This is a genomic window from Hydrogenispora ethanolica, assembly GCF_004340685.1.
Lineage (GTDB): Bacteria > Bacillota > UBA4882 > UBA8346 > UBA8346 > Hydrogenispora > Hydrogenispora ethanolica.
Genome location: NZ_SLUN01000004.1, coordinates 173,590 through 187,706, shown reverse-complemented (window position 1 = coordinate 187,706; position 14,117 = coordinate 173,590). Strand labels below are relative to the sequence as shown.

The window sequence follows — 14,117 nt, the reverse complement described above, 5'->3', positions numbered from 1 at the left end:
AGGGCCGGGTTATCGGATGGAACGCTATCAAACCATTTCGATAACCTTTTCGGCAATATGAGACGCTTGAACAGATCGCATTCGTTGCCAACAACTGTTAGAGGGCGACCAGTGAAAACCATTCGATTTTAGATAATTTCTGACATTTGAAGCCGGAATCGAAGGGAAGAAGATTTGAACACGATTGGCCTCTACGTTTTCGAAAATTTTAATTCCGTCCGTTTCTTTCTCGGTTGGGGAATCATTGTGCTTCCTTTCAAGACCTTCTAGACGCTGCTTCAGACGCCGAATGTTCGCGCTATTATTGGTTAACTCAAACGGTTCAAAACCAATACCGCCATAACAATCCGGGACAAACAATTTTTCGGCCTGTTCTTCGGTAAAACCAACTTCGACAAGAGAATTAATTTTATCGGACATTTCGGATTTGGAGCGAATAATTTTATTGGCCGCTTTCATCATTTCTTGATTACGTTCCAATTTAGCGATTTTTTCTTTCAAAAGTTCAATGGCATTAGGATTGTCGGAACTGATAATCCGTTCGCAATTGATAATTCGGGAAATACCGTCATTGATCATGTCTTTGATATGGTCATATTCTCCCCAAAGTGTTCTTTCGCGGCTTAAATACTTCTCGTGTTTACCCATTGGGTAATTTGACGATCCTGAAATCATTACGCTAACATGCCGAGCACCGTTCGCATTCGAGTTGTTTATCCATTCAGCATATTTTACTTTATACCGTTCAAGTAGGGTATCAAGCCGGGCCTTGTTTTCATCAGAAACTATTAGCTTGGCTGCTTCTATTTTTTGGGTCGCTTTCGCTATCACTTGATTGTACTCATTTGTCGCACTACCAGGGACATAATCCGAAAAGCTATGGTTTTCTTTGTTGCGTCTTGCTAATTCTTCATTAATCATCAAACAACCCCCTTTATCGTTTTCATTTTTAGGTTAGGCCTAAAATGTTGGCCGAACCTAATTCGGACCTGGCCGCTACATTAACCGGGTTCCCCGGCCCCGTCTGCGAATTAATTAGAGGTTTAAATATCCGTCATCGCGATATTTAATGGCTAAAGGAATTAACATATGAGCACCAACACAACCAGAAAGGCAGCGGTAAAGCTCGTTATCTGATAAATCTTTAGCGTTCTCCGCTATTAATCTACATTTTATTGCTTCTAAGTGTCTAAGTGGATTTAACATTTTCATTATCTCCTTTCCGCCTCTGGTTCGGATGAGGCCCCCGCATTACCCCGGATGACCGGGGGCCTGTTAATCTTCGGGTGTTAAATATATCATTCAATCCATATCCTATCCGGAATGGATGATAGCAGCAGATCAAACCGTTTGCTTTCATTGTGATAGTATGCAAAATTTTCCTTTTCGGCATCACAATAGGCGTCCTCGATTGCTTTTATCGTCTGGAGTATTGATGTATTCTCATCCCGCAGAATGTCTAACGTCGCCTTCAGGTAATCATAGGCCTGACGCAGGTCAAGGAATGCAATAGTTACACCGAGACATTGGCCGATGCTCGCAATCATCTCTTGTTTCGTTTTACGCATCAGCCTTTGGCCACTCTCGGTGAAAGCCAACTCTTGCTCAAATGACGTGAGCGAAAAATAATCCTCTTCCATGCTGTCATATCCAATCGTTTTGTAGCGGTTTCCGATTAATGAAACCGTACAGTCATCAAACATTTCTCTGACAACGCTGTCCCTCATTGCATTATCTAGAGCATCCGCTTTGGCAATTAAATCCGAAAAAGCCATGCGGAACTCGTATTCGTCCTCTTCGTTTCCGTCGAGAGCGTTAAGCAACGTATCATCGTCGCTATCAATAAACCACTGTACATCTCCGCAAGCCGATTGAATTTCATACAGTTCACTGGTGATCATATCGTAGCCCAGTATAGCTAGAGCCGGCCGCTTGTACAGTAGTTTTTTGACACGATCTGCTTTGATAGTGTTTGTGGTCATATTGTCATAACCTCCCTTCTTCTAATCCCCGTTTCGTCCGACTTCCACGGACTCCTCAGCGGGCTTTGCCCGGACGGGACCGGCGCTGGGCCGGGTTAGATTTGGATGGCTGCAAAATCCATGGTGTTTGTTCCGGTATGCTTTCCATAAATTTTGTATTGTCCATCTTTATAATACGTCGGTTCATAAAATCCATCTTTTCGGGCTTGACCTTCGTCTTTATAAACCTTTTTAATTTTTACTGAACAAAATCTCGGAGTGTAAATATAATCGCCAGCCTTCATCCTTCAGCGCTCCCTCTTGATTTACTTATCTTAACTGTCTTAATTGTAGCATATGTAGTTTTTGTTGTAAAGAGATATTTTCAACATTTACAACAAACGCAAAAGATGCTACAATCTAAGCGAGGTGATCGGATTGGATGAGCTGATGCATATCAATGACGCTGTGATTATTTTAGAGGTTGACCGATCGACCATTTACCGGTGGTCGAAGGCTGGGAGATTGCCAATTTACAAAAAGGCCGGTAAGTCGTGGGTTAAAAAAGAAGATGTTGAAAGGATCCAAAAGGAAATCGGGGAATTGAAGCCACTTCACCAAATTGAGGACAAAAAATAAACCGGGTCATTGCCCGGTTAGTATTTTCTTGAATTCTTCGACTTGTTCTTTCGTCCATGCCGGCCTATCCCCTACCATAGCAAAAGGTTCGGGTAATTTCCCGCGTTGATAATAAACCCGTAGTTTTCGGTCGTCCCATCCTATGGCTTCGGCAAATTCTTTTTGGCCGTAAAGAATTAACATGCTTTACCTCCTGAGGTAACCGGAAGCCGGGATCGGCTCCCGGTTACCTTTTTACTTTCAGCGCGAATAAAGTTACCCAAACTGCCATTAAACCAAGCTTGACAACTTGTAGCAATGAAACCCTTTGATAGTCCAGATCAAGCAGCGAAAGAACGATCAACGCCAGCATTACCCAATCGAGCGTGCTAATTTTCTTCATATTCTCCGGCCTACATGGTATAATAAGGGGGAGGGAGGTTTCCCTCCCCGGTGGTTAGCGTCTCCGTCTGGAGGACTTTCGACGCTTGGAGTGCTTGATTTCCTTTAGCGCTTTCACTATCGCGAGTAGTGTTAGCAAGATTTCAAGCACTTCCTTTATTATACCAAGCACCTTTTCACCTCCTTTCTACATTTTTATTATAACATGATATGTTGCTAAAAGCAACAAAAATTATAAAAAAATATCCCATTTCGGGGATTGTTCATTAAGGCAAATATTTCCACATTCCTCCAAAGACCCTTCCATACAATCCAAAATTATCCACTTTAAAATTTGAGCTATTCATATTATACTAATTTTATCGAACGTATGTTTGCCAAAGGGAAAGGATAATCCAGAATGAGCTTAATCATTCACTCTGCCGAGACGCTCTCCAAGTCGGGCCTACCATACGTAGGCCACCAGGTAACCGCCGGATTCCCCTCCCCGGCAGAGGATTATCTTGAAAATATCCTCGACTTGAATGAAGTCGTCGTTAAGAATCCGGTATCGACTTTTTACGGCCGAGTCAACGGGAATTCCATGAAAGACGCCGGCGCGGAGGACGGGGATCTACTAGTGATTGACAAGTCGCTGGAGTACCGGGATGGTGCTATGGCGGTTTGTTGCATCAATGGAGAGTTTACGCTGAAGCGGATAATGAAAAGCGGAAATCGGGTTTTCCTCATGCCGGCCAATCCGGAGTATGAGCCAATCGAGGTCAAAGAGGATGACGAGTTCGCCGTGTGGGGGATCGTGACCTATATTGTGAAGAAGGCGTTTTGAGAAAAATAAAAAAGCCCACTGTAAGTGGGCAAAATATTTATGATTTTGACAATGACATATATTAAGCACCTTTTTCAAGTTGCTTTCTTAGCTCTTCGACTTCTTGTTTAATATCACAATTTTCACAAAGTTTTTTTGCACATTCTTCACACTGTTCAAGCTTATTCTGGGCTAGCACAAGGCCTATCTTTTTAGATATAACTTCAAAATCGGTTTCTTGTAATTCTGCTGATTTTTCTTGCAATAGCCAACTTTTGGGAATCGGGCCAATACGACTAAGATCTATAAAGCAATGCATACCAGTAACAGAAGGTTCTAAATAATGGGCTGTAAAATAAGAAGGGTCCCTGCTAATAATTTTTTTAACACGTGGCTTGTCCAACTCATCATCATGAATTCCAACAATCGGAGCTACTAAAACGCTTGACCACCTTTTATTTTGGTTAAGCACTTCCGTACTTAAAATGATAGCATATCTTGCTTTAAAACGATTAATTACATATACCGGAGCATCGTCTTGTTCTTCAAATCCATCAGGTTTTGATGTTACCCTTCCGCAATAATTTTGCCCGCAAGTAGCATTCGCGCACTTATTACACTCTGAACATTTTTCAAAAAACTCTAGCGGACGCTCTTCTAAATACGGAAAAGCAGCCCGAAATATTTTCCCTCGAATAATTTTTTCGTCTGAAATCAAAAGAGGTAGGTCAGTCGTTGTTATCACCCCTTCTTTTTACATCGAAAAAAGCAGACCCTGTTTCTCGTTTGCTCATATCTGACAAGAACTCAAGATCTTCATCGCTGGGCATTGGGATATGTTTGGGCCAGCTAGGGCTTTGCTGTTTTTTTTCTGGCTCTACAATCCGAAGTGTTGCGCCAGCCATATTCCTTACCCCCTTCTTTTTTACCTTTCTTTTTTTCACAAAGCATCACCCATCCATTATATGGCATGAATAATGCTTAGTATAACCAAAAAGAAAAGATAAACGTTTATTATTTTACCACTTTAGATAGTAATGGTAAACTACTTTACTAAAGTTCCTTCCTCTCAGTCCAAAATTTAACATTTTGTTCGGTTTGTGTTCGAATTGGTTCCAATGAGTTCCAATTGGTTCTTACTATTTTAATCGGCAAGAGTTCCCCGAAACTTAGAACAAATTGCCCGCCTCCTCTTCATCCTATAACAGCAAATCCTTTTTAATTACCTATCGTTAATATTATAGCACGATATCATTGATTTCAAGTAATTAATATGTGTTGAATTTGTTCGACTAAAATTAAAAAAGCCCCCACTCCGAAAGGAATGAGGGCTTTTGCAATACAGAGATTTTAGAGAGATTATTTGACTATCCATCATATGAGGTCAAAATCGAAATTCAACTCCGACCATCGCCCTTAGGTCATCCTGCCCATCCCGCCTTTCCCACTCCGCCCGCACCGGCACGGCCAGACTGATCCGTTTCCACGTCTGCTGCCAAACGTCATATTGACCATACGCCACCCTTTTAAAGTCTCCATGCGTATCTATCCCGGCCATGAACCCAACCCGCCACCGTTTCTCATTTTCCGGCACCGACACAGCTATTTCAACTGAATCATCAAATTCCGTATCCGCCCGGATTCCGCCGCCATCTTCGACCGTCACAGTGGTTTTCCCCACTACCGAATGCTCGCCTTGCCCAACTACCTCGCCGGTGTCCGCATCCTTGTAAACAGTAGAAACAAACCCGGCGACTGGTACTTCTACCGAATCGCCGGGTTTTAAAAGGGAGGTAATGGGGGTGTGCGCTTTTCCGGAGAGCCTGGTCTCACTCTCCTTACTCAATTTAACGTCCGCCTGCCGTTTTTGTTCCCTGTTTGGGTTTTCAACTACAGTTTTCCTGGGGATCTCAGTTCGGACCGGATCGGGCCGGGGCCAGAAATAAAAAAACGCACCCGCTGAGACAACCGCGAGAGCGCCGATTAATGCGCCTACCAGATACTTTTTCATATCCACTTCGGCCCACCCAGCCTTTCAATCTTGGCCCCGACCATCCGGACCTTCGAAAAATAATTAGGATCGGTAGCCCATCCCGGCTGCCCCGGCTCCGGAAGGAGCGCCCGGAGAAAATCATCGGCACAGTTGACGTGTTGCAAGGCATCTCGGAACCAGGATAACCGCTTCAACATCCCAGCATAGTAAACGATGCACCCTGACCAGTCGGGCCATTTACACCAGTTCGCGGACGTCGTATACCATCCGCGTTCCCTGCTCCATTCCTTTGTCGGAAGCGCCAGCGTTTGCCCATTCCAAGCCTTGGCCGCCTTAATTCCAAATAGATTGTTAGCTTTCTGAGCCAGCCCCGAATTACCCCAGCCCGATTCCAACGCCGCCTGAGCAAAAACAACGGCCTTGTTGATGTTGATCCCCAAGGCCGTTGCCTGCTGCCAAGCCAGTTCCATTTGCCGTATGAAATCAGATTTTGTCATTCTGTTTTTCCTCCAACTCACCCAACCGGCCCCGGATCGTCTTCATGATCTGGTCAATCAACGGCGCGGGCCAGCCCTTCAAGACGCAGATTTTCTGGATGTTCTCCAAGATCGAGTAGCTCTCGGTCAAAATAATGAAAGCCTCAATGATGGTCTGAATGACAATGGTTAGCTCAGTTTGGCTGCAGAAGTTCCCCAAAATCAACAGGAGCAAATAGATCCCCAGTTTCACCAGGCCATGATAGAGGCGGCGGCTCTCTGGCACGATCGCCGGATTAGCCCGGGCGTGATAGAACCCGGTCGCGAAATCTGCCAGCCACAACAGGATCACCGTGCCATAGACCGGCCGGAAGACCGGCCCGAAGAGCAACTTCAGCAGCCATAAGCCGACCCCAGCCACGATCTTGGCCAGCGGAAACTCCCCCAGCCGTCGCATGAAATGCACAAACGTTTGATAATCTTCCATTCCTTTTCCCCTTTCGTTTGATTTCAGCAAATAAAAAACCCGGTCACCAATTTCGTAACCGGGAACTCGCCGAGCCGCCGTAGAAAATGAAAAAAGACCTGCTGGTCTTCCATCCCCTCATCTCCCTGTCAATATTTCGCCCATCTCCTTTAAATAAAACTGGAGAATACGTCCCGCTTATAGATCTTGGTCGGTGACGTATGTAACCCGAAATACACGTATGTGCCATCACAAGTAAGCATGCCAGCTCGATCAATCCCGCCATCCATGGTCAGCGTAGCACCGACTTTTGTCATGGTTGCCGGATCGATTTTTACAAGCTTTGCCGGTGATGTTCTTAACCCTACATACAAGGACACGCCGTCAAAAGTAATTGGGCCGCAGTAGTCCTCTCCTGTAGCCAGGCTAAGCGTGGCGCCAACTTTTATCATTGTCACCGGATCAATTTTAATGATTTTCGCCGGCTGCGTATTTGACCCGACATATAAATAAGTGCCATCAAAAAAAAGAGCGTTACAGCGATTCTCGTCCGAAGCTGCAGTAAAAGTTGCAACTTTTGTCATCGTCGCCGGATTGATTTTTACAACTTTCAACGGCGACGATATTAATCCGGCATACAGGTACGTACCATCAAAGACAAGGCCAGCGCAACTGTTCCCGTCTGTAATGGTAAGCGTATCCCCAACCTTTGTCATTGCTTCCGGATCAATTTTAACGATTTTCGCTGGCTGTGTAGCCAAACCGGCATACAAGTGTTTGCCATCAAAGGCCAAGGAAAAAATGTATGCTCCTTCAGAAGTAAAGTCAAACTCACCAACAATTGTCATTGTTATAGGATTAATTTTAATGAATCTGAATTTGGTTGAAGTGGAATATAAGTAGGTACCGTCGAAAATAAGCGTGTTAAAGGTTTCGTTTCCAACAAACGCAAGGCTAGCAATGATTGTCATCGTTGTTGGGTCAATCTTGACAAATGAAGATGGATTTCCATTTACAGAAGCATACAGGTACGTACCATCAAAGGCAACTGCCCAACAGAGCCCGATTAAAGGATTCAGAGTAAACGCATTATGAGTTGTCTTTTTTGCCAACCAAGGCCAAACCCCCAACATTCTTGGCATAATCACCAGCGGAACTTCTGAACCGGAATTGGAGGCTGTCGCGCTTAAAACCCCATTCGCGTCAATGCTCAGATTGGCTCCAATCTTCACTCCGCCGAGCACCGTAGCGGAAGCCATTGGAATCGTAGCTGTTTTTTGATCAATCGCAGTTTTCAGCGATTCCAGCACCGCTTGAACAGTGGCCCCAGTGATCCCGCTGATCGCGGTAGCGCCAATCATGTCGGCGCCGCTGGCCCCGTCAGTCGTCGCCCCTAATTCGGTTTCGGTAAAATAGCGCTCGTCATGGGTATGGGCTACCGGCGTCCTGGCATCGCTTAATCTCGGATCGGCATTCGTCACATACTTATTCGTACTGCCCGGCGTCCCGCTGGTCCCGGCCAGCGCCGCTTTCTGATCGGCGGTGGGGTCGTTGGCGTTGGAGTGACCGGCGATCGTCACCCGATCATTCGTGGCATCGGGAGTCAAGGTGATCCCCGTCCCTGCCGCAAGCTCCAGCGTATCACCCGCCGAATCAGCTTGAATCGTGGTGCTGCCGACAAGTACATTGGAAAAAGCCGGACCGGATTCTCCAGACGACGCCTCGGCACTCAGCACCCCATTGGCATCAATGCTTAAATTGGCTCCCACTTTAATCCCGCCGAGCACCGTGGCCGAAGCCGTCGGCATGGTCTTCTGGTCAATCGCCGTCTTTAGCGACTCCAGCACCGTCTGGACCGTCGCTCCCGTGAGACCAGAGATCCCGGTGGCCCCGATCTTATCGGCCCCGCTCGATCCATCCACAGCGGAAGCGAGTTCCGCCTCCGTGAAATACCGGTCATCATGGTTATGCGCCGTCGGGGTCCGGGCATCACTCAGCCGCGGATCGGAGTTGGTAACGTACCGGTTCGTATCGCTGGGCTCCCCGCTCGTACCCGCCAGAGCGGCTTTCTCATTCTCCGTTGGAGCGGCGGTTCCCCCCTCGGCAGCAGCAACCGCCTGGCCGATCTGTTCGTTGCTGTAGGTGTAAGCATCGAGCAACGCTTTGTTCTCATGAGAATGTGCTTTCCCCTCCAGCCCCTCCACCGCGGCATCGATCTTCTGGATGTTGCTGTCCATCTCCGCATTCCAGCCGTTTTCGCCTAGTTTCCACCCAAACGCCAGCTTTAAAAACTTCGTCAATTGCGACATTTACGCTCCTCCATAATATCTGCCATAAGTCATTCCATACCCCGCCATGTCAAAAGTCATCGTTTGCGGCAAGTAGCTTTCGCCCGCGGCCGCCACCGTCGTAATCTCCACCTTCACCGGATTGAGACCGTCGGTTTCATCGGCCAGCCGTTCGGCCGCGGTGTATTCGAACGCTGTTCCTGTTAATCCGGAGATCGTTCGTTTCAATTGATTGCCGGAATAAACCCGGACGGTGTAAGTTCCTTCCGGATCGCCGGTGCTCTCCGCGTCCTGGGTCACGATCTCCGCCTGATCCCGGTAGCGGTGCGCCCAAGTGATAGCCGCATCGCCCGTTACAACCTCCGGATATCTTTGCCCGTTGATCCGCACCCGCCCCGGCGGGTAGGGCCGGAACGCCCGGCTCCGCGTGGTCAAACTGGATGCCTCCGCTCCATCCAGCGCCGCCACCCCGTTCATATTGAAGGGTAGTAGCTTGGCAATAATCATGCGATCGGACGCCAGCGCCTCCGGGGTGACAAGTCCGGTCCCGGCGGAGATAAACCAGGCCAGGGCGCCAGACTCGTGATTCAGGGGAACCGTGTCCATGACGCCCCGGACGATTCCGCGGATCCGGTACCGCCTCTCATCAAGCTTCTCAATAGTCTGCCAGGCCATGATCTCATCCCCGACCAGTAGGAGATTCACGCCGGACATCATCGCATCGTTCGTGACCGACCGCAGATAATCCATTCCCTGGAGGGATTCCAAATCCATCCCGGTTTCATCGACTGCATCCGTCGCCTGAGGATATGAGGTCGTCAGGATGCCCGCCGGGGTAAACAGATCCCCAACGCCGGACTGCGAAAAACCATCTCCGTCATCGTTCCAAATCTGATACCCGAACGCATCGCCAGGGTTAACCGCCAAAGCGGCCACGAACCGTTCCTCGCCCTCGGCAACCTGGTAGGGCAGTTCAATAAGCCGTTGAACGGGGATTTGGGCCGGGGGCTTGTAGTAGTTCTCCGCGCCGTCCGGCGGCAGATAGAAGCCGCTCTCTAGCCCAAACGCATCCTCGATCGCCTCAATCTCCACTGTACCCGATTCGATGGTCCCGTAATTGGGAACCGTGCAGCGGAACACCCGGTTTGTGATCCCGAGCGGCGGCCAATTCAAAACGAAGATTGAGCCCGGCAGAAGCTGCGTCCCGATCCGGTTGGTCTCTAGCCGGACTTTCGCCAGCGGCAACGAGAGCACTCTGAGGGACCGCATGGCGACCCGCTGCGCCAGATCAAGACGGGATAGGCCGAGGTAGTCCATGACCTCTTCCTCAATTTCGCCGTTTCGAATGGCGATATTCGCCGCGTCGTGAAAGGGCGCGATGCCCTGTTTAAACCCCTTGCTCCGGTCTACATAGCGGATTTTGATGTTGTTTGAAGTCTCCGACCAGCCGCTTTGGACCAACTCCACGTTGTTGGTGTTGCTGGGATCCAGCACTATCGTATCCGGGGTAACCTCTTCGTGCCGGATTAGCTTAAACCGCAATTTCCCCACCGAATAATCCTGGTACATGACCGCGTCGATATGACGTAAAATATCGTAAAGGTACTCTTTGGCCGTCGATTGCTGGCTATATTGCATCGACAGCCCGAACTCTTCCCCGGCCAGGGCCTCCGCCATTTGCCGGAGATTTTCGGCGTCCAGGAAATCCGGCGGCATCCCAATCGACCACACCGGATTCGTGGCCAGTTCGTAAATCATCTCTGCAGGATTAGCGTCACCCTGAATGTCGTGCCGCCCGCCGCCGAGCTCCCGGGGGAAGCGCCGCATGACAAACGACCAGTTTCTCAAGCTTGTCGAATTGCCGATATAGACGCCCCGGAGCACCACGTAGCAAATCCCCCGCCAGGCGGGGACGGCTTCCCCCAGCTTCTCCGCCAGATAATCATTGGGCCGTTGGGTGTCGGTCCCGAAGTAGACGTCAATCTGCCCTTGGACTCCGCCTTCTTCCTTGCTGCCGAAAAGCAAGGGGTTGTCAATCAAGATGCTCGCTTTATCGCCATTCTCGGGGCAAGCCAGATCGCCGGACCAGGCCAGTTTGTCGCCCACCCAGATTTCAAGCAGGGAATCAATCGCCCCCATGGATAAAACCAGCTGCATCCCCATGTAATACTTGTAGCCGACCGTGATCTTCTCTTTCTTCTTCGGCCCGAACAACCCATACTTCCGGCCGATGACCACCTCGTCCACGATGGGGACATTCCTCAGATCGCCATACCATACCACATTTGGATTCTCCACTTTCACCGTCCCGGATACCACCGGGATGTTTAAACCCTCTTCCGCCGTCGGCGCTTGAAAGTCGCTTAAGGCCGACGGTTTCGGAGCGTCATATTTCGGCTTCGGTTTCAGGAGCGCGGCGATCGAGCTCAGGACAATGTTGAGGAATAAAACTGCAAGAAACGCCATCAGCCGATACCATCCTCAAATGGATTTTTGGTGGGGATCGTGTACCACCCCAAGAAATTATCCAGATTCTTGAACTTGTCCCGGCAGGTGTCTTTACGGTGGTCACAGCCGGCATAGACCGTGACCTTCGTCCCGGCCTTCCAGCCCGTCGCCATCGCCAACACCCGGACCGCCTTTCCAGAGTTTCCGACGATCATTCGGTAGGTGTCTTGATACTGGACATAGCCCAAAGCGAACCAGTCATCCGGATACTCCGCAAGTTCGGGGAGAATGAGCTGGTCTCCCTGGATGTCGGTAATCGTGGCTGGACATGAAAAAGCGGCGCTATTCACGCCGCACCGTTCGTCATAGAGCACCCGGTTACAGAAGGTTTGATAGAGATTCCGGGGGATTTTAAAATCGAGCGCCGCCAAGGGCGGTTTACATTGGAGCGTCGCTTCCCCCGAATTCCCCTTGAAAGTCGCCAAAGCGATCTGCCCCCGGAAATATTTTTGATACTCGCTCGTCCCCTTCTGGATTCTCGTAATCTCCACCCATATCGGAGCGGCCGGCACGCCGGAGGCGAACTTCAAAGCAATGGGATTGGAATCCGACACGGTAATGTCGATGGACCCTTCCCCGTCGTCGGTTTTTTGTTCGAGGTTGGAGCTCGCGATCGTCTCCGGCACATACACGTTTCCCCCGAAGCTCTGCTTTGAGGCCGTGCTGGTAAAGTACCAATGCTGGTTTTTTTGGCTGAAATGATACAACTCGATGGGCCGGCTGGAGAACCGGCTGAGTTCGAGATTGAAAAGGCTATTCAATTTCCTCCGCCTCCCCGACGACTTCGACGACCGGGAAACTGACGGTCATGATGCTTTGAGTTTCCCACCGCCTGGCGATCTGGTCGGTATCGAGCCGGACCAGATAGACGAAGCTCGTCATGATTACATCGTCCATGGCGATCCGTTCACCAAAGGGTGAGCTGAAATAGAGCGATTCCGTGCCGTCCCCGTTATCGGTCGCCGTCATGATGTATTCCGTGAGATAACCGCCCCCGCGCAGGAACAGAATGATCCGCCGCCGTCCCCGGCTCGGCAGATAGTTCTGGGTATACCCCATATGTTCAATCCGCATCGAGGACTGGCCCGGCTCGATATCCCGGGCCAAAGCGATGTCCATCTGCCAGGAGGGAAACCAAAACGGGACCAGCCGCCCGGCCCGCCGCGCCAGCCATTCATTGTGCGCGGCGATCGTCTCGCGGGACATCAACGTGTAGGAAATATTTTTAGCGTAGCGCGGCCGATCCGTTTTGAGCTGATTCGAGAACATTCCGATCCGCTGGTCCCGCCGCAAGACCGCCCGAACGATGTCGTCCTGGAGATCTTCCACCCGGTTCGGCTCGTCGAGAAACATTTCATATCCTGCAAAATAATCAGGCATCCGGATTCACCACCAACTCAAACCGGACCGGCGCCTCAAGTAGGCCGGCCGTCGCTTTTTGTCCGGTAATCTTCTCACTCGGAACCGCACGCGCCACGGGGATCACAAGCGTTCCCTGGGGCCAGGTTTTCTGAACCGGCACCAGAAAGAAAACGGCGCTGTCATAGATGATGGTCACCCGCTTGATTTCCCAGTGGACCGGGTCTTGATACAAGACGACATAGCCGTCTTCCTGGAGTTCAAGCCACGCCCCCGTCTCGACGCGCGCTTGGGTCCCACCGTCGGGGATGGCGTGCGTCGTGAACCGGGCGTCCGTCCAGAGCGGCAACCAGAGCTCGCTCCCCTGATGCTTCCAAATAGTTGATTCCAACAGCGCCATTTCCGCCCGGTTCATGGCCGTAAACATATACTCGAAGCTGCGGCGCGGTTCGTCCCGTACCCGGATCCGCTGTTCGGTCTCATCGTAGGAGGTAATGATATCCGTCAAGTACTCGATCTGTTCCGTAATCCCGTCCCGCCAGTTCGGCATCAGGGGGAAAATGGGATCGGTGATGCTCTCGTATCTGCGCTGCCAGCGGGATAGGCCCCGGTAAATCCGCAAGGAGAACTCGCCGCTGCCGCTCCAATTCACCCGGTTAATCCCGGTTACCGGATTGACTGCGCCGAAGGATTGGCGGTTTCGCCGAACGGTGGAAGACTCGCCCGTTGCGATGATGCCGGTGTTCGAAGGCGCTGTTCCAAACAGGCCGCTGTCCGCTCCGAACAAGGTCGCCGCCAGGGCCAACTCCGCCGCTTCCCGGTGAATCGTGTGAGCCACAAAACCCTCTAACGCCAGCTGTAAGAGGTCCGAACTTGGAGCCCGGCCAACGACCGGCGGGACTCCGGTAGTCGCGCCCAGCGGTTCGGCAACCTCTCCGGATTTATCAATTCCCCTGCTTAGAGTAGAAATGACAGAGACGCTCCAAGCCCGCCCAGACAGATCCCGGGTAAATTGGGTCAAGTCTCGGGTAAGTCCCGGGACCGGGCTCAAGATTACGACATATTCCGCGGGTGTTTTAAATTTGACGCCGGCCTTACGAACAGGAGCTTCAATGGGTGCGCTCCAGGCCCGTTCCGGCCATTGCCCGGCGGCTTCGGACAGGTCCTGGCTGATTCCGGGATGATGTAAGAACGACGGCACGCCCTGCAAGGATCCGGGATAGGTTTGCAACTCAGAACGC

17 protein-coding genes are annotated in these 14,117 nt (G+C 50.3%); 2 read left to right on the top strand and 15 right to left on the bottom strand.

Annotated elements, in window-relative coordinates:
* Nucleotides 1-27: 27 nt before the first annotated feature.
* The 4 genes from EDC14_RS05435 to EDC14_RS05425 form a co-directional block, all read right to left on the bottom strand.
* Nucleotides 28-921: a hypothetical protein gene (locus tag EDC14_RS05435; RefSeq protein ID WP_132013246.1), complete on the bottom strand. Its 894-nt coding sequence runs from the start codon at nt 919-921 to the stop codon at nt 28-30.
* A gap of 114 nt (nt 922-1,035) precedes the next feature.
* Entirely contained in the window at nt 1,036-1,206 is a 171-nt protein-coding gene (locus EDC14_RS26655) for a hypothetical protein (RefSeq protein WP_165907808.1), read from the bottom strand.
* Nucleotides 1,207-1,298: 92 nt separating this feature from the next.
* Nucleotides 1,299-1,982: a hypothetical protein gene (locus EDC14_RS05430; protein ID WP_132013245.1), complete on the bottom strand. Its 684-nt coding sequence runs from the start codon at nt 1,980-1,982 to the stop codon at nt 1,299-1,301.
* 95 nt (nt 1,983-2,077) lie between these two features.
* The gene (locus tag EDC14_RS05425) at nt 2,078-2,266 is read right to left on the bottom strand and encodes a hypothetical protein (RefSeq protein ID WP_132013244.1); all 189 of its coding nucleotides are present in this window, start codon (nt 2,264-2,266) and stop codon (nt 2,078-2,080) included.
* Nucleotides 2,267-2,399: 133 nt separating this feature from the next.
* On the opposite strand from EDC14_RS05425, the gene EDC14_RS05420 reads away from it, so the two are divergent.
* Complete coding sequence (locus EDC14_RS05420) at nt 2,400-2,600, top strand: helix-turn-helix domain-containing protein (RefSeq protein ID WP_243662818.1); 201 nt, start codon at nt 2,400-2,402, stop codon at nt 2,598-2,600.
* A 6-nt stretch (nt 2,601-2,606) separates the two neighbouring features.
* On the opposite strand, the gene EDC14_RS26650 is transcribed toward EDC14_RS05420, so the two are convergent.
* On the bottom strand, nt 2,607-2,783 hold the full coding sequence (locus tag EDC14_RS26650; protein ID WP_165907807.1) for a hypothetical protein: 177 nt from the start codon (nt 2,781-2,783) through the stop codon (nt 2,607-2,609).
* 598 nt (nt 2,784-3,381) lie between these two features.
* On the opposite strand from EDC14_RS26650, the gene EDC14_RS05415 reads away from it, so the two are divergent.
* Nucleotides 3,382-3,807 carry a LexA family protein gene (locus EDC14_RS05415; RefSeq protein ID WP_132013243.1) on the top strand — a complete coding sequence of 142 codons (426 nt, stop codon included), beginning with the start codon at nt 3,382-3,384 and terminating at the stop codon, nt 3,805-3,807.
* A gap of 61 nt (nt 3,808-3,868) precedes the next feature.
* Here EDC14_RS05415 and EDC14_RS05410 read toward each other — a convergent pair whose 3' ends face one another.
* The 10 genes from EDC14_RS05410 to EDC14_RS05370 all read right to left on the bottom strand — a co-directional run bounded on the left by EDC14_RS05410 (nt 3,869) and on the right by EDC14_RS05370 (nt 14,107).
* Nucleotides 3,869-4,531, bottom strand: a complete 663-nt coding sequence (locus tag EDC14_RS05410; protein ID WP_132013242.1) for a hypothetical protein — start codon at nt 4,529-4,531, stop codon at nt 3,869-3,871.
* Nucleotides 4,515-4,691 carry a hypothetical protein gene (locus tag EDC14_RS26645; protein ID WP_165907806.1) on the bottom strand — a complete coding sequence of 59 codons (177 nt, stop codon included), beginning with the start codon at nt 4,689-4,691 and terminating at the stop codon, nt 4,515-4,517. The genes EDC14_RS05410 and EDC14_RS26645 overlap by 17 nt, the downstream gene beginning before the upstream one ends.
* A 479-nt stretch (nt 4,692-5,170) precedes the next feature.
* Nucleotides 5,171-5,797, bottom strand: a complete 627-nt coding sequence (locus EDC14_RS05405; protein ID WP_132013241.1) for a hypothetical protein — start codon at nt 5,795-5,797, stop codon at nt 5,171-5,173.
* Nucleotides 5,794-6,276, bottom strand: coding sequence for a glycoside hydrolase family 73 protein (locus tag EDC14_RS05400; protein ID WP_132013240.1), 483 nt, complete (start codon nt 6,274-6,276; stop codon nt 5,794-5,796). The genes EDC14_RS05405 and EDC14_RS05400 overlap by 4 nt, the downstream gene beginning before the upstream one ends.
* On the bottom strand, nt 6,263-6,742 hold the full coding sequence (locus EDC14_RS05395) for a phage holin family protein (protein ID WP_132013239.1): 480 nt from the start codon (nt 6,740-6,742) through the stop codon (nt 6,263-6,265). Before EDC14_RS05395 ends, EDC14_RS05400 begins: the two co-directional genes overlap by 14 nt.
* Before the next feature lie 149 nt (nt 6,743-6,891).
* Nucleotides 6,892-9,030: an LVIVD repeat-containing protein gene (locus tag EDC14_RS05390; RefSeq protein ID WP_132013238.1), complete on the bottom strand. Its 2,139-nt coding sequence runs from the start codon at nt 9,028-9,030 to the stop codon at nt 6,892-6,894.
* Nucleotides 9,031-11,475, bottom strand: a complete 2,445-nt coding sequence (locus EDC14_RS05385) for a phage tail protein (RefSeq protein ID WP_132013237.1) — start codon at nt 11,473-11,475, stop codon at nt 9,031-9,033. It lies immediately after the preceding gene.
* The gene (locus tag EDC14_RS05380; RefSeq protein ID WP_132013236.1) at nt 11,475-12,278 is read right to left on the bottom strand and encodes a phage BR0599 family protein; all 804 of its coding nucleotides are present in this window, start codon (nt 12,276-12,278) and stop codon (nt 11,475-11,477) included. The genes EDC14_RS05385 and EDC14_RS05380 overlap by 1 nt, the downstream gene beginning before the upstream one ends.
* Nucleotides 12,271-12,897, bottom strand: coding sequence for a hypothetical protein (locus tag EDC14_RS05375; protein ID WP_132013235.1), 627 nt, complete (start codon nt 12,895-12,897; stop codon nt 12,271-12,273). Before EDC14_RS05375 ends, EDC14_RS05380 begins: the two co-directional genes overlap by 8 nt.
* Nucleotides 12,890-14,107 (bottom strand): hypothetical protein, encoded by a 1,218-nt coding sequence (locus tag EDC14_RS05370; RefSeq protein ID WP_132013234.1) that lies wholly within the window; start codon nt 14,105-14,107, stop codon nt 12,890-12,892. The genes EDC14_RS05375 and EDC14_RS05370 overlap by 8 nt, the downstream gene beginning before the upstream one ends.
* Nucleotides 14,108-14,117: the final 10 nt, after the last annotated feature.